A 21,188-nucleotide genomic window follows, 5' to 3' on the forward strand; every position below is an offset into this window, starting at 1 on the left:
CGCGATTCGAACTCGAAAATGATTTCGAGATTTCGCGGAAGGAAAATCGAAGAAGTTCGTACCAGGGGATGCCTGCTCGATGCAGCGAGACCCTCGGTCATCACAAATAAGAATACGGAGCTTGACTCTCTATGAAACTGTCGTTGAAGCACCCGTTGTGCGGTGGAATCATCCTGTCGATCGTGGGCGTATTGGCTGCGGGTTGCGCGGCCGAAGGCGTGAACGGCGAGGAGAACGTGGCGGAGGCTTCCAGCGAGCTTCGCCCCGAGTGGAGCACGACCCCGGTGACGGTTCGACATGACATCGATGCGCCCGACTTCAAGACGTTGAAGGTTGCGAAGCAGTCGGGATTCGATCGCAGCACGTTTCAATTCGACACCGGCATTCCTGGTTACGACGTGCGCTACGTGACCAATCCCGCTCAGTGCGCCAGCGGTGATCCCATCCGGGTCGCAGGTGCGGCCTACATTCAAGTACAGATTCAGCCGGCAAACGCCTACGACCTCGAGACGGAGAAGCCGACGTACTCGCCCGCGTCGATCGTGGACGTGAAGCCGAACCTCGCCTCGGTGAAGCAGCTCAAAATGTCCTGCCCGGGCATCGAGGCCGAGACGTCGTACATCATCGGCGTGGGCGCGAAGAAGAACTTCCGCGTCACCGAGTTGAAGAATCCGCCGCGCATCGTGGTGGACGTGCAGCAGTAAATCGAAGCTGTCTCCTCAGTTGATATTGCAAATACGAGATATGGGGTTCGAATCCATGAAACTGTCTTTGAAGCATCAGTTGTTCGGCGCAGTCGTCCTGTCGGTCGTTGGCGTGTTGGCCGCGGGTTGCGCCGCCGGTGACGTGAACGGCAGCGAGGAAAACGTGTCGGAGACCTCCAGCGAGCTGCGTCCCGAGTGGGCCACCTCGGCGGTGACGGTCCGTCATGACATCGGATCGACGGATTTCAAGACGCTCAAGGTCGCGAAGAACGACGGTTTCGATCGCAGCGTATTCCAGTTCAGCAATGACGGCGTTCCCGGTTACGACGTTCGTTACGTCCCGAACCCGCAGATCTGCGCGGGCGAGGGCGAGGTCGAAGTCCAGGGCACGGCCTTCATTCAAGTGCAGATGATCCCGGCGAACTCCTACGACCCCGAGACGCAGAAGCCGACGTACTCGCCGGCGACGATCGTCGACGTGAAGCCGAACCTCGCCTCGGTGAAGGAGCTCAAGATGACCTGCCCGGGCTTCGAGGCCGAGACGACGTACACCATCGGTCTTTCCAAGAAGAAGAACTTCCGCGTTCTCGAATTGAAGAATCCGCCGCGCCTCGTGGTCGACGTTCAGCAGTAATCGCGAGCCAGAAGTAAACGAGCCGCCAAGACGCCAAGGCCGCCAAGGATTTGGGTTGTTCCAACCCACGGATCTTGGCGTTCTCGGCGTCTTGGCGGTTCATCTTTTCGCCGCGCCTTGACCAGAGTCAAACGATCGTTTAAATCTTACGATTGAAACGATCGACTAACTTCTGCGAGAGGACGCGTCATGGAGACTCATCGATACGTCATCGGGATAGCTTTGTCCTTTTTGGCGGCTGCCGCGGGTTGCTCGTCATCCTCGGATTCCAATTCCAGTGGGGAGCCACTCACGTATTGGCAGAATGTCGCGCCGCTCGTGAATGCCAAGTGCGTTGGGTGCCATCAAACAGGGGGCATTGCACCCTTTGCATTGGACACGTACGACGCGGTGAAAACGCGTGCGGCCAGCATCGATGCGGCCACGCAGGGCGGGCACATGCCGCCCTTTTTGATGACCCACGACGGGAGCTGCGGTGACATCGAGCGCGATGAAGCGCTCACCCCGAGCGAGCTCGAGACGCTCCATCGCTGGGCGACGGGCGACAAGAGCGAGGGCACCCTCGTCGAAATTCCGCGCAATCCCCCGCCCTCGCTCGACCATGCCACGGAATACCGCACACCGAGTTTCGTTCCGCGGGCCGATCCGTCCAATCCCCTGGCCAGCCACGATGAATACCGCTGCTTCGGTTTCCGCGCCGGTGGCGCAGCCACGCGTTATATCACCGGCTACCACGCCATTCCGGGCAACGCGACCATCGTGCACCACGCGGCGCTCTACGTCGTCGACCCGAACGGAGCTTCGTACGTCCCGGGAAAAACGAACGGCCAAGTCGTTCGAGCGCTCGACGATGCCGCCACCGATCGCGATGGATGGCCCTGTTTCGGTGCAGCAGGCGAAGGCGTTCGCTTCGAGTCCAGCCCCGCGGTCTGGGTGCCCGGCCAAGGTGTGGTCGACTACCCGGCAGGGTTTGGCGCCCCGGTTCGACCGGACGATCTTCTCGTGCTTCAAATCCATTACAACCTGCCCACGAGCGGACAATCGCCCCCGCCCGATTCGACCAATCTCCGTTTGCGCTACCAGGACACGGTCGATCGCGAGGTGCTCTTTCGGTCGCCGGATCCCTTGTTGGACACGCTCTTCCGACCGCAAGGGGGGCCCGACACCCTGCCGCCAGGCAAGCGCGAGGTCCCTTACTCGAGCGACATCACGCGCTCGGAGCTGGATTTCACCGACGATCAGCCGCCGGTGGAGATTCTCGGCATCATGCCGCACATGCACGAATTGGGTCGCAAGTTCGAATTGCGGCTGCAACGAGGGGGCAGCGACGAGTGCATTGCCCGCATCGACCAGTGGAATTTCCACTGGCAGCGATTCTACTGGTACAAGACGCGGCCGAAGATCACGGCCGACACCATTGCGAAGCTAACGTGTACCTTCGACACGTCCGGCAAACGCGAGCCCGTATCACCCGGTTGGGGAACCGACAATGAGATGTGCCTGGGCATGCTGATGATCGCCAAACCGTAGCGACGGCGATGAAGTCGTTCTAAACAGCATGGGATGCTCCACCATGCGCTGCCGTTCGGCTTGCTTTTGGTCTCCATGGGCCTTCTCGCGTGCTCCTCCACCGCGAAGCCGGCGGTGGTGTACGCCAGCTCGGGAAAGGTTTTGCGTGTGTACGACCTGGATGCCGCACGCGGGGAGCTCACCCTGAAGCAAACATTGCCCGAGTTGGAGAACGACGTTCACTACGTCGCCGTGCATCCGAGCAGGAAGTACCTTTATGTATCGTGCAGCGAAATCCCGCCGCCGAAGGATCGGCCCTTCGTCAATGCGATTCATGCCTTCGCCATCGACGGAAAGACGGGGACGCTGGCCTCGCTGGGTCCGACGTATGCGTCGCCCCTGTCGCGGGCGATCCACGTGTCCGTCGATCGAAGCGGGCACTATTTGCTCATGGCGCACAATTTCGCGGAGAGCGCCTCGGTGCTGCGGCTGAACGACGACGGCAGCTTGGGCAGCCCGGTGCAGCAGCCGGAGGAGCGGCAACATCTGGGGTTCTTGGCACACCAGATTCGAGTCGACCCGTCGAATCGATGGGCCTTCGTCCCGGTGCGCGGGAACGAGACGAGCCTTGGTCATATGGCCATTTTCGATTTTCGCGACGGTGTGCTGCAAAAGCGCACGCTGCTCGATTATCCGAGCGGGCTGGGCCCGCGGCATTTGGATTTTCACCCGACCAAGCCGTGGGTGTACGTGGCCATGGAAAATGGGAACCGGTTGATCACGTACGAGCACCACGAGGGCGTTCTCACACAGCGCTTCGATACGACGACCCTCGCGAACCCGGATGCCGCATCTCCGGGGCAAGGCGCAGCCGCCATCCATGTGCATCCCAGCGGCCAATGGGTTTACGTGTCGAATCGCGATACGACACCGGCCGACCCCGGTGAAAACAGTGTGGCGGTTTTCGCCATCGACGCGGCGACGGGAGAGCCCAAACTCGTTCAGAGCATCGATTCGCACGGCATCTCGCCGCGGACCATGACCCTCGATCCGAGCGGGCACGTTCTCATCGTGGCCAATCAGTCCAAAGGCCCGGGCGGTATCGAACCGAACTTGTCCGTCTTTCGCATTGGCGCCGACGGAAAACTGACGTACGTCCGCACATACCCACAATCCAGCGGCGACACCTGGTGGATCGGCGCCGTATCCCTCCCCTAAACGGAAGGAAACCGCCAGGACGCTAGGGGCGCCAGGGGCGCCAACTGAACCAACAATAATTCCTCAAAAATGAGAGTTTATTGTTGGTTCACCTGGCGATCCTGGCGCCTCTCTTTTGGCGTCCTGGCGGTTCCTTCTTCTCTTCGTGACGCTGCTCGGTGCCTAGCGGCGGATCAGCGCGCGCAGGTTGCGGAGATCGTGAACTTGCGGCTTCCGCCGTCTTCCGTGCCACTCAACTTGAAGGCGCGATTGTCGCCGGACGAGTCCTCGACCCAGCCACCGAAGTTCACCGACGGACCCTCGATGGCGACGAAATCGCTCGGCCCGCTGACGGTGAGCTTGGTGCCGTCGCGGAGGGTGGCCTTGAGCTGCGGGCCACGGCCGGTGAAGTCGCACACGCTCGCCGTGAAATCGTACTGCTTGGTGCCCACGGTGACGTGGGCTTTGCCGGCGGCCGCGGCGTCGATTTCCTCGACCTCTTGTGCCGAAGCGCTCGCACCGATCACGGTGGAGAGCGAAAGCATGGCGAGGGCGGGAATTGCGTATTTGATTTTCATGATGGTCAATTTCCTATTCGTTGTAAAAATCCAAGCAAGACACTTGGCAATTCGACGTGATTCGTATTCGTCGTCATCGAAACACGCCCGGATCACGAGCTCGCCGAAGCGGCATTTCGTGAATGGCCATCAATTGCCATCTTCGACTTCCAATTTCAACGCGAAATACGATTTAAAATCGTTCGACGCGATTCACGTCATTCTGACGCAAACGTCGTACGGGGGATCGCCGTCGGGTCTTCCCTCTTCGAGGGAGATCGCTTCGCCGAGATCGCTTGATGCGGACGCTACTTCGTTGGCGTCGCGGGCGGGAACCCTGGGAAGGAACGCAGCACAGCTTGCGCGATCTGCGCACGCGTGACCGAGCCCTGTACCTGGAAGGGCACGTCGACGGAGAGCTTCTCGCCACCGACGGCGGCAGTGCCCGTGACCGTGAAGGGAATCGTTTCGGCGCCCGTGACGAGGGCGGTCATCGAGCCGGCGTTCTGCCATTTCATGGCCAGCGGCACGGTGGCCGGGGTGCGCACGCCGGCGGGCAGGCTCACGGGCGTGGTTACGGTGACTTGACCGAGATCGTACTTGCCCTCGAGCTTCACGTTCCCGGTAACGCTCTGAAGGGTCATGGGGAACTTGTTCGGGTTGTACAGCTCCGCGTTGACGGCCACCGTGAGGCCGCCCACGTTCACCTCGGTCACCCGGGCATCCTTCACCGTGATTTCGGGAGGCTGAGGCTTACTGCACGCCAGAGACTGCAGGGCAACGGCAGCGACGACCACGGCGGCGAAGGGACGCATCGCCTTGGCAGCGTAGCCCTTTTCCTCGCGGACGCGAGCAAGTACTGTCCAAGCATGCCCGATGCCGAAATCGATGCCGTAGCGCTCTTCCGTCCGAAGTCGATCGAGAAGCTGAGGCCGTTCCTCGATCTCGACGGCGAGGATGAGGACGAGGAAAGCGAGGGGCTCTACGCCGAGGCCCTCGACGATGGCTCCTTTTTGGTCTTCACCTTCCAGCCGTACGAGGCCTTCGCATCGAACGAAGATGCGGCGCTCGAATGGCTGGAACAATTCGGCATCGAGCTGCCCGAGGTGCACGCGGACAGCCGCGGGCTGCTCTTCTTCCCCGATAGCCTCGAGCCCGAGGGGCGCACGTACGAGGCCGTCGTCGCCGAGGTGGAAGGTCAGGGCATCTGGGTGCCGGTCCTCGCGCCGGCCATGCCCACGTCGTTCGAGATCGGGCAGATGTTCGAGGGCATGCAGCGCGATCTTCTGGATACCATCGCCGCGTACATGGATGACGACGGGAAAAAGCCTACGAAATGACGATGTCCGCCCTCGAAGCTTTCGACCTCATCGTTCACTCGGAACAACTCGAGCAGCGGTTGGCCGCCACCGCGGTCAAGCTGGCGAAGCGCGCGGAGCTGAAAGACGAGACCGCATGGCTCGAGCATGCGCGCCGCCGCATTGGAGCGGCGCGGGGCGACTTGGGCGATCTTCTCACGCGCGTGCTGCGCCTGCCCGAGCTGGAGGCGGTGCGGGGTGAACGCGGGCGCGCCCTGCAGGACGACGCGCTCGATGCCGTCGATCGGCTGGACGCGGCCATTCGCAAGGCGGCGGGTGCGCGTTCGCCGGTGTTGGATGTACTTTACATGAACTTGAAGCTGCTGCCATTGCGCAAGGCGCCGCGCGATGCCTTCGAGGCATTCGTGGTGGAGTTCGAGCGGCGCCTGGCGTCGAGCTATCTGACGCGCATGTTCGCGGACGAGACGTATCTGCCGGCGGGGCCTGCGTTGGCCGAGCTGCACCGCGCATTCGGTACGTGGCGCACCGTTTTTGCGTCCCCCGCCCTTTCCGACGAGGAGACGCAATCGCTCACCGGCGAGCTCACCACCATTGCGCAGCGGCTCGAGCTGCCGTGCCGGCAGGCCTTGCTGCTCGCGGATGCCGCCCTTCTTCCTGCGGAGGATCTGCGGGAGCCGTCCGGGATCTTCGAGAAACCGCGCAAACGCCGCACCTAGCTCACGGCGCGCACACGATGCGCATGCCGGCCCAATCGGCATGATCGGCGAAATTGCCGTCGCCGGCGCTATGGTTGATCAGCTTCAGCTCCTGCACACCACGCAAGTCGATGTCCGCGCTCGAAGGTGCACCGCCCGCGGTGCGCACGCCGCTGTCATGGACGGCGCGCCCGTCGGCGTAAATCCAGAAGCGCGCGGTGCCGACGTGATTGTGCGGGCGCGGCCAGGTGATGCCGAGCACCTCGTCGTCCACCCCCATGATCACATGAAACGAGCGACACTTTCCGCCGAGGTAATAGCTCACTTGGCTCGAGGCATAGGTGCCCAATCCAGTGTCGAACGACTTTCCGGCCAAGGTGAGGGTCCCCCCTTGGCAATTGCCGCAGAAGTCGTCCGGGCCAAAAGAATGATTCTCCTTCATGGGCAAATACCAACCATTGTCCGTTTCCAATCGCGGATGGTTCGATAGCGCGATACGTCCTGCAGGCGCCGCCGGTGGGACCAATACGGTCTGCACCGCATGGCTCTCGCCGGAATCGTCGCGCGCGGACAAGGAGAGCCGAGCGGTACCCGGCGCAGCATTCGCAGGCGCCGTCACCAGGAAACGCGCACTCGCAGGCCAGCCGGGAAGGCTCACGGGAATGGCGGGTCCGAGCGGCCGCACCACCCAGCCCGGCGGAGCATTCACCTCGATGCGAACGCGGTGCAGAAGCCGCTGCTCGGTGCGCAAGGTGGCGATGACCTGTGTCGTCTCACCCGGCGCGAAAAACCGTGCATCGGAGGCCAAGGTCACGAGCGGCGGGGCCGACGTTTCAGCGGCGGAGACGCGATACAACGCGACGCCGTGCGGCTCGACCAGCGCGGAAATACCGCCATTGCTGCGAAAATCGCGTTTGCCCCATACGTCGCGTACCTGGTAGCCCGTGCCCGCGGGGAGCCCGATTTCCTGCGCGTCGGTGCGGATTTCCGTCGCCACCACGCCGCGATTGAAGAGCGCGACGGCAACGTCCCCGCCGGCCAGGTGCCGCGTCCACACCTCCCGATCGCCATCCGTGCGAAGACGATCGCCCGGCCTGCCGAGCGGGTCTTGATCGATGGCGATGACCTCGCGCTCGCCGACGATGCGCAAGGTCTCCGCGTCGATGGCGCGAATGTCATTTCCCAGAAGGAGCGGCGCAGCCAATATGGACCATAGGCTGAAATGCGCGCGGTACTCCGCGGGGCTCATGGCTCCATTGCCCACTTGAAGCATGTCCGGATCGTTCCAACCGATGCCGGCGCCCGCACGTTGGGAGAGGCCAGCCTCCTCTTCGGCATTGCGCAGCATGCTATGCCATTGATCGTCGATGTCCGCCGAAGTGCGCCACAGATCGGCCGGGTGTTCGGCCCAGAGCCACGGAGAACCGTGCCGGGAGACACCGAGGACGATGGCTCGCCCCGTCGCATCCAACGCCGCGCGAAACTGCTTGGTCAATTCGAGAGGAATGCCCTTTGCTCCGCACCAATCCAATTTGACGTAATCCACGTCCCACGCGGCGAAGGTTGCCGCGTCCTCGGCATAGTGGCCGCCACTGCCCGGGCGGCCTTCGCAGGTCTTGTCGCCCGCGGCGGTGTAAATTCCGAATTTCAATCCGCGCGCATGCACATAATCCGCCAAAGCGGCGATGCCGCTGGGGAAGGTATGCGCATTGGCCTGCAGATGCCCATGGGCATCGCGTACCGGTTCCTCCCAGCAATCATCCACATTGACGTAGCGATATCCTGCATCGCGGAGTCCGGTGTGGACGATGGCGTCGGCAATGCCTTTGATGATGCCCTCGTCGATACCACACCGAAAGTGATTCCAATGATTCCACCCCATCGGGGGCGCGCTGGGTTTGGCGGCATGCGCCCTTGGAATGGGTGAGAGCGCGGCCGCTGCGAGGCCAAGAAAGGCAGCAATCGTCGTTCGCGTCGACACGCGAGGAAGCTTACGCCATCAAGGCGGGGGCGTCCGCTCGAAGACGACCATTGGCGCGCCGCGGTACGGGACGCGATGCAGTTCACGATAGCCGCATTTTTCGGCAATGCGCATCGATACCGTGTTGGCCGGGCGGATCATGCAGACTGTGCGCCTCGGGCCGAATTCCCCATCGAACCACCGATGGATGGCCGCCGTTGCTTCCTTCGCGAAACCTTGGCCGTGCGACCACGGTGCGAGACCCCAGCCGGCTTCCGGGGCCTCGCCGAATGGCGGAGCGATGTCGCGTTCGAGGCGGGAGAAGCCGACCTCGCCGGCGAATCGGCCAGTGGCCTTTTCCTCGAGGGCCCAAACGCCAAAGCCGAATACCGCCCAATGGCCGATATGGCGCAAAATGCGAGCCCATACGTCCTCGCGTGGGATGGCCTGGCTTGCCACGTGGCGGATGAATTGGGGATCGGAGAGCATGGCCGAGTAAGCCTCGAGGTCGTCGGGGCGAAAACCGCGCAGGTGCAAGCGCTCCGTGTCGAGGGTGGGGACGATGACGTTGGTGGGCATGGATTGCTCATCCTATCCGTATGACGGCCGCGGTGCCTATGCCACGAAGCTCCACGTCGCCGGGTGCGAGCTGGACGGCATCCCACGGAGCCAGCAGCTGCCCCACGACGGAGAGCGAATCGCGCAAGGCGATGACGAGCGTAACACCACCGCGATGACGCAGGATTGCACCGGGACCGAGGACTTCCACGGCCCCTGCGGGGGAACCCCGGCGCGTCATGACGTTGAGCGCCGTGACGGGGCCGTCGTGAAGCTGGCAGACGAATGCGGTCTCCCCCGGAAAGCCAATGGGCGCGTCGGGCATCGCTTGCAGCGTCTGGCCCGACGTCGCCGTCAACGTCATCCCGCGACCTTCGACCACCGTCAAAATGCGCTCCGCTCCCGGAAAGAGCGAGAACGGTACGTCGCCGTGAATCCCCGCGAGGCTGACCCGCCAATCGAAATCCGCCAGCGACGCCCCCGGTGGGCCACTCGCCACCTCGACGGTGCTCCCCATCCCATTCTTCCACGGCACCGGCATGCGATCTCGAGCGCTCAGGAGCAACATGAATCCTCTGTCTTCGTTCGTGCCATGACGGGCGCATCGGTCCAAGCGCGCACGAATGCCACGACGTACCATCGTGCCGCGCGTGGGGCGGTGCACGGGCCCTCGACCGCGTTTTTACGCCGCATCTCGGACGTGGCCCGCCCGTTGCGAGGGGGATATGCGGAGGTCGGAATCATGAAATATGGCATTGCATGGTTACTCGGAGTTCCCCCCGTGCTCATCGGTCTTTGGTTCTTGCTGAATCATTGTTGATCACCACCGCGGGTGCGCCGGGTCCATGAAGGCAATGGGTGCCGCCAGGCACGCGTCGGGGATTGCGAAGGCATCGACCAGCCCGACGGCGCCCTGTCGAAGTTCGCCGAGCAACGCGGTCGTTTCCTTGCGCAAAGCGCGTTCTTTTTGTGCATCGAAATAGCCTTCCGATAGGAAAAATGCGGCCTCCTCGCGCAAACGCGTCAGCGCGTGCAAGGCCCCGAGTCGATCCAGCCAAGGGACCAACTGGGGGTCGGGGCAGACCGCAACGGCTTCGTCGAACCACTGCAGCGCAAGGCGATCGGCGTGCGCGCGCGCCAGGGCGACCAAGTGCTCCTGAACTTCGAGCATGGCCGCGTGCGCATCGCGCTTGGCCTCGAGCCGCTTGCGCAGTCTGCCGGCGGCGGTCTCCAAGAGCCGCTCCTCGCGGTACTTCAAGGCTGCCAAATGAAAGGCGCGATCGCGCAGATGCTCCGGATCGGTTCGACGCACGGCGAGGAGATTCTTCTCCGCCACCGCAATGCGCGCCTTGCCGAGAAGATGCCGCGCGATGCCGGCCACCCCCGTGCTTTCGAAGCGCTTCTTGAATCCCGTCAAAAGGCTTTTGGCCACGAGCTGCAGCAACACCGTGTTGTCGCCTTCGAAGGTGGTGAACACCTCGACGTCGGCGCACAAATCCGGAAGCCGATTCACCAGAAGGTATCCCTGGCCACCGCAAGCCTGGCGGCACTCACGCAATGTCTCCACGGCATGCCAACTGGCCAATGCTTTCAGCGCCGCCGCGGAAGCCTCCAATTCGCGCGTATCGCCTGCGTCTTCCTCGCGCATGCGTTGCCCAAAACCGCTGCGCAGGCGCGCGACCGCCAAAGAGAGCACGTACGTCGTGGCCAGGCGCGGAAGCAGTCGGCGCTGGTGTGTCGGATAATCGAGAAGCGGCATTTCGACACCGTCTTCCGGCCCGAATTGCCGCCGTGCCGAGGCATAGCGAATGGCAATGGCCAATCCCACTTTGGCGGCGGTCACCGATGCGGTGGCCACGGAAATGCGCCCGCCCACCAAGGTCCCGAGCATCGTGAAGAATCGCTTCTTTGGATTGGCAATGGCGCTCTCGTAATGGCCGTCGGCGTTCATCCAGGCAAATCGCCCGAGCATGGCATGCTCCGGAACGCGCACGTGGTCGAACCAGAGACGCCCATTGTCGACGCCGTTGAGGCCCATTTTGTGCCCCGAATCACCGGCGCGCACGCCCTCGAGCAGGTTTCCCTCGGTATCCCGGATGGGCACGAGAAACGCGTGAATCCCGTGCCCCTCGCCGTCCACCTCCAACTGCGCGAAGACCGTGGCCATGCGGGCATGCTGCGCGGCACCGCCAACCCAGTCTTTGCGCGCCGATTCCGCCGGGGTGTGCAGCACGAAGGTGCGCGAGGCCACGTCCCAGGTGGCCCGCGTTTCGAGGCTCTGCACGTCGGAACCGTGGCCCACCTCGCTCATGGCGAAACAGCCGGGAAGCTCCAGATTGACGACCTGAGGCAGCCATTTGCGCCGCTGCGCTTCGGTGCCGAGAAAAAAGATGCTTCCGCCGAAAAGACCGAATTGCACGCCAAAGCGAACCACCAGCGACAGATCGCCCATCGCCAGCGTCTCGAAGGTCGCGATGAACGCATTCAGATCTTTCTCGTCGGTGGTGATTCCCGGGTACGCACGCTGGCCAAAGCCGCGCGCGGCGAGATCCGCGAGCCAGCTGGCCACTTTGGCGCGGTAGTCCGGCATCGAAAGACCGTACGCGCGGTGCTCGGGATCGGCCAAAAACGCGCGCGCCCGATCCCGAACCGGCTTCACATCGCCATCGAGCCATGCCCCGAGGGCACCCACGTCGAAGGGTGGCGCTTGCTCCTGCGGCTCCGCCTTTTCGGGTCTTTCGCGAGCCGCCTCGGCATGGACGAAAAGCTCCGAGGCCGCGCCGCCACCCAGCGCATCCTCCAACTCCGTGAGGGCGCGGAGGGTGCCTTCATCGGCCAACTCGGCCCCCAACCCGGCCAAGTCGCGCCGGCGCTCGGGCGACAATGTGGCCGACACCTTGTGGATCGTATCGAGCAGCGTGCGCATCTCGCGCTGCGACGGCGGCGCATCGGGCGCGAGCCATGTCTCCAGCGCATGGCGCGCCGCGGGACGAAGCCAAGGCATCGCCTCGACGCGCGATCGAAGCGCCGCCAGATCGTCCTCTTCGAGATCGCCATCGGACCAGGCAACCCAGAGCAGCGGCAAGAACGGACGCAACTCCGGATCATCGAGCAGCTTGGTGCGTTGTGTGGTCATCGTGGACGACATCGTGACAGGTAGGTCGTGCGGCGGCTCGAGAAAAAAAAGTGACGAGCTCTGTCGAATCGACCCGCGCGAGGAGACGGTGGCCTTTCCTCAAGTTGCCATACCAAGCTGTCTATCGATGACTTCGCGAATGGCTGACGTCACATAAAATGATGTGCGACATCATTAATCGGTTCCCCTATCGATGCCCTGGACTTTATACGTGGTTTGGGCCGTGCGCTCGGACGCGGGCGCCCAAAAAAGGGGAATGCTTATGCTCAGTGGCGAACGACTGATTCGATGGACCTGTGTGTGCGCTATCGTGTCTGCGGCGGGTTGCTCGACGGGCCCGGACGCGGTGGAGTCGAACTCCGGCACGGAAAGCGCTGCCCAAACCAATGCGGTTCGGGACGTACTCCTCGTCGGAAACAGCGTGGCCGGCACGGTGAGTTTTCTCGACGGCACCACGTTTCAGAACCTCGGCTCCTTCAGTGTGATTCCAGATCTGCAGCAGCGCCTCGATGCCATGACGCCGGTGGAGAAGATTGCCTACGAAATCGTGCGCGGGCAAACCGGCGGAGATCGCTTCGTGGACGATATTTTCGTGTCGCCAGACGGACGGAAACTTTACGTCTCGCGCGGAAATCTCTGCGATGCAGTCGCCTACGACATTGCGACCAAACAGCAGCTATGGCGTTTCAAGGTGGACGGATTCAAAGCCGACCACGCGGCGCTTTCGCCCGATGGTAAGTACTTCATCGTCTCGGCGACCACCGCCGATGTCGCCCAAGTGCTCGACACGCAGACCGGGAAGCTCGTGAAGAACGTCCCGACGGGGACGTATCCCCATTCGAACGATTATTCACCGAATGGCCAACGCATTTACAATTCGAGCATCGGGAATATCAGTTTGCCGTACGGGATGGACGGGCTGAAAGGCAAAAAGCAGCTCACCGTGTTCGATGCGACGACCTGGCAGGTCATTCGCACGTACACCTTCCCCAAGGGCGTGCGCCCGTCGGTCATTACGGCCGACGAGACGAAGTTGTATGCCCAATTGTCGTACCTCAATGGGTTCATCGAATACGATTTGGTGAACGGCGCGACCACGCGCACCGTCGAAATGCCGTTCAGCGCCCACGGCGCAAGCTTGGCAAAAGACGATTACCCGCGCAATTCGGCCCACCACGGGATGGCCATGAATGGCAGCGGCACCAAGCTTTGCATGGCGGGCACCATCGACGATTACGTGGCCATCGTGAGCCTCCCCGGTCTGACCACCGACGGATTCGTGCACTATGCAACCGACGCGCTTCCCTATTGGGCAACCACCAGCGTGGACGGCAATTTCTGCTTCATCCCCCTGAGCCACGCCAACAGCGTCTCCGTCGTCGATTATCGCACCGCCAAGGAAGTGGCCCGCATCCCCGTAGGCCTCTATCCGCAACGCGAGCGCCTCGGCAAGGTCCCCGAAGACATCCTGGGCACCCTCTCTCCAACGGGCGGTTGACGGAGTCGGAGAACAAGATGGATTGAACCGCCAAGACGCCAAGAGCGCCAATAAAGAAAGACCCAATATATTTTTCTTGGCGTCTTGGCGGTTTTCTTCTTAGGCAATCCTCAATTTTTCGATTCCATCGGACGCGCGCGAAGCGTCCAATACCAAATTGGACGTTTCGCGCCAAAACGAACTACGTCTTTGAGAGACGGCATTCCAAGTGCTACTCACTTTGGAATGAAATCCTTTTCGTATCGTTTCACATTTCCACGCTATGTGGCATTCGCAGCGCTCGTGGGCAGTTTGGGTGCGTGCAGCACATCGACGACGCCCGAGCGGAATGAGCCAGGTTCGAGAAACGATGCGTCATCGAATCCCCCGCCGGCCGACAAACCGGGCCCCGGCAACGAGAACGCGCAGGCAAGCGCGAACTCGCTGGGGCAGCTTTACTTCGATTGGGACGAGGTTTCGCTCATCACGCAACACACCGGTGCGTATGGGTGGGAGGTCATTCAAAGTTACATGCGCGACCACGTGGACATCGCGCAACTGAAGTCGAACAATCCCGATTTGCGCCTGTTCATGTATTGGGAGACGGCAGGCGCTTACGCGGAAACGACGGATGCGAAATGGCCATCCGGGATGCCGTACCAGTGGGTTCGGGCCAATCACCCCGACTGGATCGTCAAGGATGGTTCCGGCCGCGATGTCACCTTTTGGGACGGCGCACTGCATTTGTACGACGTGGGCAATCGCGACTACCAGGACGAGTGGGCGCGGCGGGCCATCGACTACGCACGAAGCGGCGGTTTTTACGGCATTTTTGGCGACGACGTCAACGTGGGCGAAAGCTTTCGCTCCTCGTGGTCGGCGGTGCCGGCGAAGTACTCGACCGATGCCAAGTGGACCCAGGCGGTGGAATCGTTTCTCCAGAACGTTTCACCCAAGTTGAAGGATGCGGGTCTCGCCTTCGTTCCCAATGTGGCCTCGGCGTGGAACTCCGACCGAGCCACGCAGGTGCGCTGGGCCAAGCTCGCCGGCGGATACGGGCGCGAGCATTATCAATCATGGCAGGGCGATGACCAGCTCCTGGGCGGAGCCGATTGGGCGTGGATGTCCGCACTTCATCGCGACGTCGAAGCCGCGGGAATCCCCTTCTTCGCGTACCCGCACGGCGGGGGCTCGCAGGCCACGGACAAGATGCGCTACACACGCGCATCGTTCCTCCTCTGGCACGATCCCGCGCTGGGCGGAAGCTTCGCATATTCGACGGGCGGCGGCCCCGAGACCGGCAAAGATCCGTACAACGCGGCATGGACCTTCGATCTCGGGGCGCCGTCCGGCCCTGCGGTGGAGCAGCCATCGGGGGTGTGGACGCGCACCTTCGCCAAGGGAAAAATCGTGGTGAACTCCAACACGAAGACCGCCACCGTGCAGCAATAAGCCGTCAGGTCGCGCGCGTCGCCTCGATTTCGATACCAATCTCGACTTTTTCGCCCAGGCCCAAGCCTCCGGTGTCGAGCACTTGATTGAAGCTCACGCCGAACTCTTTTCGATTGATGGTCGTCTTGCCCGAAAATCCGATGCGTTCGCCCATCTGCGGGTGTGTGACGCGGCCTCCGAGCTCCACGTCGAGGGTCACCGGACGCGTGACGCCTCGAAGCGTGAGATCACCCGCAACCTTGTACTGACCATTCGAGGCCGGCTCGACGTGCGTGCTCTTGAAGAGAATGCGCGGGTGTTTCTCCACCTCGAAGAAATCTCCCGAGCGCAGGTGGGCATCGCGTTGGGGCTGGCGTGTGTCGACGCTCGCCGCATCGATGCTCACTTCGACTTGGGATTGCGCGGGATTCTGCTCGTCGAATTCGAACGAGCCGGTCCACTGGGTGAACACCCCGTGGACCTTGCTGACCATCAGATGCCGTACCGAAAAGCCGACCGTCGAATGCACGACGTCGATGTTCCATTTCTCGAGTGCCATGCGGGCAACGGTGGGGCCGGTGCCCATTTTGGAACAAGGCAGTTGCCAACGAACCAAACGTTCGCAAATTTGCAACGAATGGATCTGAATCGCGTGGCCATGTTCGTCAAAATCGTCGAGTCCGGCGGGGTGACGGCGGCGGCCGCCAAGCTGAAATTGCCGAAATCCTCGGTGAGCCGGAGCCTCACGCAACTCGAGCAGGAGCTCGGTATGGAGCTGCTCGTGCGCGGGCACCGGCAATTGAATCTGTCGGACGCGGGGCGCTCGTTCTTCGAGGCGGCCTCCAAAGGCCTCGCGGCGGTGGAGGAAGCGAAGGATGGCATTTTGGATCAACACCGCACACCGAGCGGGATGCTTCGCGTGGCGATCCCCAACTATGGGGCGCACCTCTTTGGCGGCATGATCGCGTCGTTCGTCGGCCAATACCCGGCCGTGGAGGTGGAGGTGACCACCACGACGCACCAGGCCGATCCCATTCGCGAGGGCTTCGATTTGGCCATCGTCATGGGAAAGCTCTCCGATTCTTCGCTCATCGTGCGGCCACTGGGGCGGGGCGATTTGGGCATTTTTGCAAGTGCGAAATACCTGAAGAGGCGCGGCGTTCCGCACTCCCCGGCGGACCTCGCGCAGCACGACTGCGTGCTCTATCGAACGACCTCGCGAAAGACCAAATGGGCTCTCGTGCGCGGCAAGGAGACGCAGACGGTGAACGTCTCGGGCTCCCTCCGCGTCGACACGCTCACGCTGCTCGTGGCCATGATGCTCGAAGATGCGGGCCTCGGGCTCTTGCCGGTGCACCTGTCGCGGGATCCGTCGATGCAAGGTTTGACGCGCGTGCTTCCCGATTGCGTGGTGGCGGGCGACCCATTGCAATTGGTGTATCCGGCCTCGCGCCACACGCCCCAGCGTGTGAGGCTCTTCTGCGAGCACATCGTGACGGCGTCGTCGAGCTGCCCGAACGACAAAGCTTAGCGGGCGAACAACGTCGGGCTGCGGGCCACGAGGTGCTCGACCAAGGCGCGAACGCCTGCGGGTAGAACGCGGCTCGAGGGATGAACGAGCCAGACGGGCACGCGGCCGGCATCGATGTTCGGGAGCACGCGAACGAGCTTCCGGCGCGACGCTCCTTCGCCGGCAACGAAGCTCGTAGGCAATTGCACGATGCCGTGGCCGTCGAGCGCGGCGAGGTAGGCCAAGCTCAATTCGCTCACGCTGACCCGTCCACGCACGGAGATGCGCACGGTTTTCTTGCCCTCGGTCAACGACCAGGTCACGCGCTCGTTGCCGCGCTTGGGCACGATGATGCACGCGTGCTCGGCGAGATCCTGCGCGCGGCGCGGCGTGCCCCGGCGCGCGAGGTAGGTGCGGCTTGCGAAGAGGCCGTAGGCGCCCTCGTAGAGTTTGCGCGCGACGAGGGACGAGTCGACCAGAGGACCGGTGCGTATCGCCAGATCGAAGCCGCCCTCGACCAAGTCGACCATGCGATCGTTGGCCTCGACGTCGACGGCCATGTCCGGATAGGTCGCCAGGAACTCCGCCAAGGCTGGCCACACCCGCCGCACGATGCCCAGCGGTGCGGTGATGCGCACGCGGCCCTTGGGGCTGCTGCCCAGATCGTGAACGAGGCGCTGCGCGGTTTCGAGTTCGTCGATCGCGCGGGCTGCGTGCTCGTGGTACATGCGCCCCGCGTCGGTAAGCGAAACGCGGCGCGTGGTGCGGGCAAGCAGCACGACACCGAGGCGCCCTTCGAGCCGGGCGACGTGCCGGCTGACGGTCGACACGGGGAGATTGGCGGCGCGCGCCACGGCGGAGAAGCTTCCGCGCCGGACCACCTCGGTGAAGAAGTGCGCGTCGTTCAGGTCCAAATCCGCAAAGGTCGACTTTTGCATGACGAGCAAAAGTAATTAGCTATCGCGGTGACTAATGCAATCCGAGAATGTGCCCCATCCTTCGCGCATGTCCAACGCGAAACTGATTGCAGTCATCGGAGCAACGGGCGGCCAAGGTGGGGGGCTCGCACGTGCGATTCTCGACGATCCCGAGCAGCGCTTCCGCCTGCGCGCCATCACACGCAATCCCGATTCGGAGGCGGCCCGGGAACTCGCTCGGCGCGGCGCGGAGGTCGTGGCGGCCAACACCGACGATCGCGCAAGCTTGGAACGGGCATTTTCCGGCGCACACGGCGCGTTCTGCGTGACGAACTTCTGGGAGCACGTCTCGCCGGAACGGGAAACGGCGCAGGGTGCCAACATGGCGTTCGCGGCACGCTCTGCGGGCGTCGCGCATGCGATCTGGTCGACCTTGGAGGACGTGCGACGCTGGGTTCCGCTAAGCGATGAGCGCCTGCCTACATTGATGAAGAAGTACAAGGTGCCGCACACCGACGCGAAGGGCGAGGCCGACGCAGCCTTTCGCGAGGCCGGTGTGCCGACGACGTTTCTTTTGACGTCGTTCTATTGGGAGAATTTCCTGCAGCCGGGTCGAGCGCTGCGCCGCGATGCGCGCGGGCTGTCCGTGCAGCTTCCGCTCGGCGAGCAGGTGCTGCCGGGGATCGCGCTCGAAGACATCGGCCGCTCGGCACTCGGTGTGTTCGCCCGGGGCGACGCCCTCGTCGGTAAGACGGTGGGCGTGGCGGGCGAACATACGTCGGGGCACGCCATGGCTGCAGCGCTCACGCGGAGCCTGGGCGAACCTGTTCGCTACGATGCCGTGCCGGATGCCGTGTACCGTCGAGAGACGCGGCCCTTCTGGGCGGACCTCGAGGCAAAAACCGGTTTTCCGGGTGGCGAGGATCTCGCGAGTTCGTTCGCGTTCAGCGCGATGTTCAACGACGAGTTCCGACGCGCACGCGACGTGGAGGTCACACGAGGGCTCAATCCTGCCCTTCAAAGCCTCGACCTATGGCTCGCGCGCCACCGAGACGCGTTTCGCGCGAAGGGGATCAGTGCAGGTGCTTGAAGCCGGCGCCCTGGGCGCGGCGCCCGCGGCCGATGGGCCCGAGCGACATGTACAGGTCCGGCGGGTAGTTCCGGGTTCCGAGCTGGGCGAGCTTGGCGCGAAGCGAGCGCAAGAGCTGAGAAAGGGTGCCCGGATGAGCGTGGAAGGCTTCGGTTAAGCCTGGTTCGATAGCGATTCGGTTCATAACGCGCGTCATCATGCATCGTGACGCGGAAAGTGCAAGCCCGTTTGTTCCGAAACATGCAATAACGCGCATACGCATGGGTCGTGACACGATGCGTCGATATGCGCGTCCGCAAGACCGCGGCCCGTGGATGGGCGGACGCACCACTGCAGCGGAAACGGCGGAATTTCCGCAGGTTTGGGTGCGGCATGTGCGGTGCTCTGCGACTTCGCATGCGCCAGACATTCGCGATGGTTTCTCTCTCCCTGATGGGACTTCTGGGCTGCTCCTCGACGACGGAGAGCTCGTCGGAGCCCTCATCGTTTCCACGCGCCGAGGATGCCAGGGCTTCCGCAAAGCCGTCGCCCGCGGAGCCTCCGAACGCCGCGTTGGAAAGCGACGCCGAGGTCGACCCCATCGATGCACCGTCCCGCGCGGGGCTCGCGCGCGCGACGTACCTCGTTTGGGGTCGCGGCCGCGGAAGTGCCCCGAGGACGTACGCGATCACGACGGACGGCTCGGTGGTGGCGGACGTCCCTGCGACCGTGGTTGCAGCCAATGGGCATTTGCATCGCTGGGCGGTTCGTCGGGTGGAGGTTGCGCGGCGTGCGTGCCGGGTGAAATTCGATGATGCCGATGGCGTCCCCGCCGAGCAGGTGAAGGCTTCGCAAGAAGCCTGGCAGGCGGAGCAAGAGGACATTGCGCGGAATCCGACGCGCACGGTGGATCAAGCGGAGCTCGTGGATTTGTCCTCGGGCACGCGAAAAGTGGTATCGCAATTGCGCCTGGACGACGCCGCCGAGGGCGATCTCGTGGCGGGCGCGAACGATTTCAGCTTCGAGGTGACCCTCACGGGTTCCGTGGATTCGTACCTCTTCGTGCGTGAAAGCACGTGGGTCGATAGCTGCGGTGCCCACGGGCATGCCTTCAGCGCGGCCGGTGTTCTCGATATTGCCAATGATGCCAAGCCGATGGACCTTGGAAGCGTTCCCGTGGCGGCATTACGCAAGGCCCGCGCACGCGCCGAAAAGCAATTCGACGAGCTTCGTAAAGAATGGAACGGCGAGGCCGAGGACGATACCGAGCTCGTGGAGCTTCTGCCGCAATACGACGCCCGCGGCACATTGTCCTTCGCCGGCCGATTTGCGACGTTCGCCCCTTATGCTTTTTCGCGCGGCGACTGGGCCTCGTACACGCTGGCCACCACCACCCCACTCCGCGCCTTCCCCAATCGCCTCCCCCGCCCCGCCGCGCCCCCATCGGCCATCCGCGTGTTCCTCCAATCGAAACCGGATTTCACCATGGGCGGGTTTTCCAAGGTGGAGAGGACTTAACCCACGCTGCAATGTTGGCAACCGCCTCGTCGATGGGCGTCGGCTCGAAGCGAAACGTCGAACGAAAGCGCGAGTCGTCGATTTCGAAGGGGACCTCCCATTGGTAGGTCATCTCGACGAGCTCGCGCACGAACGGGTTCCACGTTCCCATCGCGCGCAGCGCCATTCTTGGAATACCGACCATGTCGGCGTCGAGGCCGAGTGCGCGGCCCATGCGGCGTGTGAGCAGACGCGAGCTTTCCGCAGGATTCGTGGGGATGTGCCAAACCTGGCCCATGGCTTCGTCGTGTTCGCCGAGCAGGACCAGCGCCCGCGCTACGTCGTTCGCATAGGTGTACGAGTGCGGCATCTCGGGATCGCCCATGCACTCGCCCGGGGTGCCGGCCAAGATCCTGTCGAAGAATCGCTCGTTGAATGTCGAATAGGGCAGATTTTCCCCGAAGAAGTCGCTCGCGCGTGCGATGGCCACCCTCACGTCGCCGCGTCCGTGCGCTCCGAGCCGCAGCTCGGACAGCTCGACGCGCAGCGTGCCTTTCTTGCTGCACGGCGCGTAGGGGGAGAGCTCGCTCATGGGCCCCGACGGACGCCCGTACATGTAGAGGCAATCGAGCGCGACCAGCTTCGCACCGGCCTTCGCTGCGCCATGAAGTGCGCCACGCCCCATCGCAACCAGGTGCTCCGGCCACTGGTGATACGGCGGATTCATGCAGTCGTACACGACGGCGGCGCCTCGGGTAGCCCTTTCGGCGAAGTCGAGATCGGCCATATCACCCTCGAGCCATTCGTGGTTCGCCGTCACCGGGGCAGCGTCTCCGCGTCCCCCCTTCCGAACCGTGCGCACACGATGACCACGGGCCAGCAGCAGCCGCGGTAATCGCGACCCAATCTGCCCCGCCCCCAAAACGACATGTAGAGAAGGTCGCTCGTGTTCCATGGCAGGAATCTACATTTTGCTCCGACGCAACGAAGATTGAATTTTCGCAAATCCTGACGGCAA

Annotated in this window: 21 protein-coding genes; 11 read left to right on the forward strand and 10 right to left on the reverse strand. The window is 63.1% G+C overall.

Going from position 1 to position 21,188, the window contains the following annotated elements; translation table 11 throughout:
* Window positions 1-131: 131 nt before the first annotated feature.
* The 4 genes from LZC95_32970 (at window position 132) to LZC95_32985 (ending at window position 4,065) form a co-directional block, all read left to right on the forward strand.
* The gene (locus LZC95_32970) at window positions 132-704 is read left to right on the forward strand and encodes a hypothetical protein (GenBank protein WXA91256.1); all 573 of its coding nucleotides are present in this window, start codon (window positions 132-134) and stop codon (window positions 702-704) included.
* Between the two features lie 55 nt (window positions 705-759).
* Window positions 760-1,338: a hypothetical protein gene (locus tag LZC95_32975; GenBank protein WXA91257.1), complete on the forward strand. Its 579-nt coding sequence runs from the start codon at window positions 760-762 to the stop codon at window positions 1,336-1,338.
* A gap of 189 nt (window positions 1,339-1,527) precedes the next feature.
* On the forward strand, window positions 1,528-2,868 hold the full coding sequence (locus LZC95_32980; GenBank protein WXA91258.1) for a hypothetical protein: 1,341 nt from the start codon (window positions 1,528-1,530) through the stop codon (window positions 2,866-2,868).
* A gap of 33 nt (window positions 2,869-2,901) precedes the next feature.
* Complete coding sequence (locus LZC95_32985) at window positions 2,902-4,065, forward strand: lactonase family protein (GenBank protein WXA91259.1); 1,164 nt, start codon at window positions 2,902-2,904, stop codon at window positions 4,063-4,065.
* A 173-nt stretch (window positions 4,066-4,238) separates the two neighbouring features.
* Here LZC95_32985 and LZC95_32990 read toward each other — a convergent pair whose 3' ends face one another.
* Entirely contained in the window at window positions 4,239-4,622 is a 384-nt protein-coding gene (locus LZC95_32990; GenBank protein ID WXA91260.1) for a hypothetical protein, read from the reverse strand.
* Window positions 4,623-4,909: 287 nt separating this feature from the next.
* Window positions 4,910-5,416, reverse strand: coding sequence for an LEA type 2 family protein (locus LZC95_32995; protein ID WXA91261.1), 507 nt, complete (start codon window positions 5,414-5,416; stop codon window positions 4,910-4,912).
* Between the two features lie 54 nt (window positions 5,417-5,470).
* Between LZC95_32995 and LZC95_33000 the strand changes: the two genes are divergently transcribed.
* Both LZC95_33000 and LZC95_33005 read left to right on the forward strand, forming a co-directional pair.
* Complete coding sequence (locus LZC95_33000) at window positions 5,471-5,941, forward strand: hypothetical protein (protein ID WXA91262.1); 471 nt, start codon at window positions 5,471-5,473, stop codon at window positions 5,939-5,941.
* 2 nt (window positions 5,942-5,943) lie between these two features.
* Entirely contained in the window at window positions 5,944-6,636 is a 693-nt protein-coding gene (locus tag LZC95_33005; protein ID WXA91263.1) for a hypothetical protein, read from the forward strand.
* A 1-nt stretch (window position 6,637) separates the two neighbouring features.
* Here the strand turns inward: LZC95_33005 and LZC95_33010 are convergent, their stop codons facing one another.
* The 4 genes from LZC95_33010 to LZC95_33025 all read right to left on the reverse strand — a co-directional run bounded on the left by LZC95_33010 (window position 6,638) and on the right by LZC95_33025 (window position 12,269).
* Entirely contained in the window at window positions 6,638-8,596 is a 1,959-nt protein-coding gene (locus LZC95_33010; GenBank protein WXA91264.1) for an NPCBM/NEW2 domain-containing protein, read from the reverse strand.
* An 18-nt stretch (window positions 8,597-8,614) separates the two neighbouring features.
* Window positions 8,615-9,154 carry a GNAT family N-acetyltransferase gene (locus LZC95_33015; protein WXA91265.1) on the reverse strand — a complete coding sequence of 180 codons (540 nt, stop codon included), beginning with the start codon at window positions 9,152-9,154 and terminating at the stop codon, window positions 8,615-8,617.
* Window positions 9,155-9,161: 7 nt separating this feature from the next.
* Complete coding sequence (locus LZC95_33020; protein WXA91266.1) at window positions 9,162-9,701, reverse strand: HutD family protein; 540 nt, start codon at window positions 9,699-9,701, stop codon at window positions 9,162-9,164.
* A 252-nt stretch (window positions 9,702-9,953) separates the two neighbouring features.
* Window positions 9,954-12,269 (reverse strand): acyl-CoA dehydrogenase family protein, encoded by a 2,316-nt coding sequence (locus tag LZC95_33025; protein ID WXA91267.1) that lies wholly within the window; start codon window positions 12,267-12,269, stop codon window positions 9,954-9,956.
* A gap of 310 nt (window positions 12,270-12,579) precedes the next feature.
* On the opposite strand from LZC95_33025, the gene LZC95_33030 reads away from it, so the two are divergent.
* Together LZC95_33030 and LZC95_33035 are read left to right on the forward strand one after the other, a co-directional pair.
* Window positions 12,580-13,767 (forward strand): serine/threonine protein kinase, encoded by a 1,188-nt coding sequence (locus tag LZC95_33030; GenBank protein ID WXA91268.1) that lies wholly within the window; start codon window positions 12,580-12,582, stop codon window positions 13,765-13,767.
* A 225-nt stretch (window positions 13,768-13,992) separates the two neighbouring features.
* Entirely contained in the window at window positions 13,993-15,198 is a 1,206-nt protein-coding gene (locus LZC95_33035) for a putative glycoside hydrolase family 15 protein (protein WXA91269.1), read from the forward strand.
* 4 nt (window positions 15,199-15,202) lie between these two features.
* On the opposite strand, the gene LZC95_33040 is transcribed toward LZC95_33035, so the two are convergent.
* The gene (locus LZC95_33040; GenBank protein WXA91270.1) at window positions 15,203-15,736 is read right to left on the reverse strand and encodes a YceI family protein; all 534 of its coding nucleotides are present in this window, start codon (window positions 15,734-15,736) and stop codon (window positions 15,203-15,205) included.
* 78 nt (window positions 15,737-15,814) lie between these two features.
* On the opposite strand from LZC95_33040, the gene LZC95_33045 reads away from it, so the two are divergent.
* Window positions 15,815-16,708: a LysR family transcriptional regulator gene (locus tag LZC95_33045; protein WXA91271.1), complete on the forward strand. Its 894-nt coding sequence runs from the start codon at window positions 15,815-15,817 to the stop codon at window positions 16,706-16,708.
* Here the strand turns inward: LZC95_33045 and LZC95_33050 are convergent.
* On the reverse strand, window positions 16,705-17,625 hold the full coding sequence (locus LZC95_33050) for a LysR family transcriptional regulator (GenBank protein WXA91272.1): 921 nt from the start codon (window positions 17,623-17,625) through the stop codon (window positions 16,705-16,707). The two genes, LZC95_33045 and LZC95_33050, sit on opposite strands and share 4 nt — an antisense overlap.
* 34 nt (window positions 17,626-17,659) lie before the next feature.
* On the opposite strand from LZC95_33050, the gene LZC95_33055 reads away from it, so the two are divergent.
* A complete protein-coding gene (locus tag LZC95_33055) occupies window positions 17,660-18,694 on the forward strand; it encodes an NmrA/HSCARG family protein (protein WXA91273.1) in 1,035 nt (344 codons plus the stop codon).
* Here the strand turns inward: LZC95_33055 and LZC95_33060 are convergent.
* On the reverse strand, window positions 18,678-18,878 hold the full coding sequence (locus LZC95_33060; protein WXA91274.1) for a hypothetical protein: 201 nt from the start codon (window positions 18,876-18,878) through the stop codon (window positions 18,678-18,680). The two genes, LZC95_33055 and LZC95_33060, sit on opposite strands and share 17 nt — an antisense overlap.
* A 212-nt stretch (window positions 18,879-19,090) precedes the next feature.
* On the opposite strand from LZC95_33060, the gene LZC95_33065 reads away from it, so the two are divergent.
* Window positions 19,091-20,191 (forward strand): hypothetical protein, encoded by a 1,101-nt coding sequence (locus LZC95_33065; protein WXA91275.1) that lies wholly within the window; start codon window positions 19,091-19,093, stop codon window positions 20,189-20,191.
* Here the strand turns inward: LZC95_33065 and LZC95_33070 are convergent.
* Window positions 20,154-21,125 (reverse strand): NAD-dependent epimerase/dehydratase family protein, encoded by a 972-nt coding sequence (locus LZC95_33070; GenBank protein WXA91276.1) that lies wholly within the window; start codon window positions 21,123-21,125, stop codon window positions 20,154-20,156. The genes LZC95_33065 and LZC95_33070 overlap by 38 nt on opposite strands.
* Window positions 21,126-21,188 lie beyond the last annotated feature (63 nt).

The sequence above is a fragment of the Sorangiineae bacterium MSr12523 genome, from assembly GCA_037157775.1.
Taxonomy (GTDB): domain Bacteria; phylum Myxococcota_A; class Polyangia; order Polyangiales; family Polyangiaceae; genus Pendulispora; species Pendulispora brunnea.

Excerpts from the sequence above, each read along its gene's own strand:
- LZC95_32970 (WXA91256.1), top strand. The coding sequence starts at position 132 with ATGAAACTGTCGTTGAAGCACCCGTTGTGCGGTGGAATCATCCTGTCG.
- LZC95_32975 (WXA91257.1), top strand. The coding sequence starts at position 760 with ATGAAACTGTCTTTGAAGCATCAGTTGTTCGGCGCAGTCGTCCTGTCG.
- LZC95_32980 (WXA91258.1), top strand. The coding sequence starts at position 1,528 with ATGGAGACTCATCGATACGTCATCGGGATAGCTTTGTCCTTTTTGGCG.
- LZC95_32985 (WXA91259.1), top strand. The coding sequence starts at position 2,902 with ATGCTCCACCATGCGCTGCCGTTCGGCTTGCTTTTGGTCTCCATGGGC.
- LZC95_32990 (WXA91260.1), bottom strand. The coding sequence starts at position 4,622 with ATGAAAATCAAATACGCAATTCCCGCCCTCGCCATGCTTTCGCTCTCC.
- LZC95_32995 (WXA91261.1), bottom strand. The coding sequence starts at position 5,416 with ATGCGTCCCTTCGCCGCCGTGGTCGTCGCTGCCGTTGCCCTGCAGTCT.
- LZC95_33000 (WXA91262.1), top strand. The coding sequence starts at position 5,471 with ATGCCCGATGCCGAAATCGATGCCGTAGCGCTCTTCCGTCCGAAGTCG.
- LZC95_33005 (WXA91263.1), top strand. The coding sequence starts at position 5,944 with ATGTCCGCCCTCGAAGCTTTCGACCTCATCGTTCACTCGGAACAACTC.
- LZC95_33015 (WXA91265.1), bottom strand. The coding sequence starts at position 9,154 with ATGCCCACCAACGTCATCGTCCCCACCCTCGACACGGAGCGCTTGCAC.
- LZC95_33020 (WXA91266.1), bottom strand. The coding sequence starts at position 9,701 with ATGTTGCTCCTGAGCGCTCGAGATCGCATGCCGGTGCCGTGGAAGAAT.
- LZC95_33025 (WXA91267.1), bottom strand. The coding sequence starts at position 12,269 with ATGACCACACAACGCACCAAGCTGCTCGATGATCCGGAGTTGCGTCCG.
- LZC95_33035 (WXA91269.1), top strand. The coding sequence starts at position 13,993 with ATGAAATCCTTTTCGTATCGTTTCACATTTCCACGCTATGTGGCATTC.
- LZC95_33040 (WXA91270.1), bottom strand. The coding sequence starts at position 15,736 with ATGGCACTCGAGAAATGGAACATCGACGTCGTGCATTCGACGGTCGGC.
- LZC95_33045 (WXA91271.1), top strand. The coding sequence starts at position 15,815 with ATGGATCTGAATCGCGTGGCCATGTTCGTCAAAATCGTCGAGTCCGGC.
- LZC95_33050 (WXA91272.1), bottom strand. The coding sequence starts at position 17,625 with ATGCAAAAGTCGACCTTTGCGGATTTGGACCTGAACGACGCGCACTTC.
- LZC95_33055 (WXA91273.1), top strand. The coding sequence starts at position 17,660 with ATGCAATCCGAGAATGTGCCCCATCCTTCGCGCATGTCCAACGCGAAA.
- LZC95_33060 (WXA91274.1), bottom strand. The coding sequence starts at position 18,878 with ATGAACCGAATCGCTATCGAACCAGGCTTAACCGAAGCCTTCCACGCT.
- LZC95_33065 (WXA91275.1), top strand. The coding sequence starts at position 19,091 with ATGCGCCAGACATTCGCGATGGTTTCTCTCTCCCTGATGGGACTTCTG.
- LZC95_33070 (WXA91276.1), bottom strand. The coding sequence starts at position 21,125 with ATGGAACACGAGCGACCTTCTCTACATGTCGTTTTGGGGGCGGGGCAG.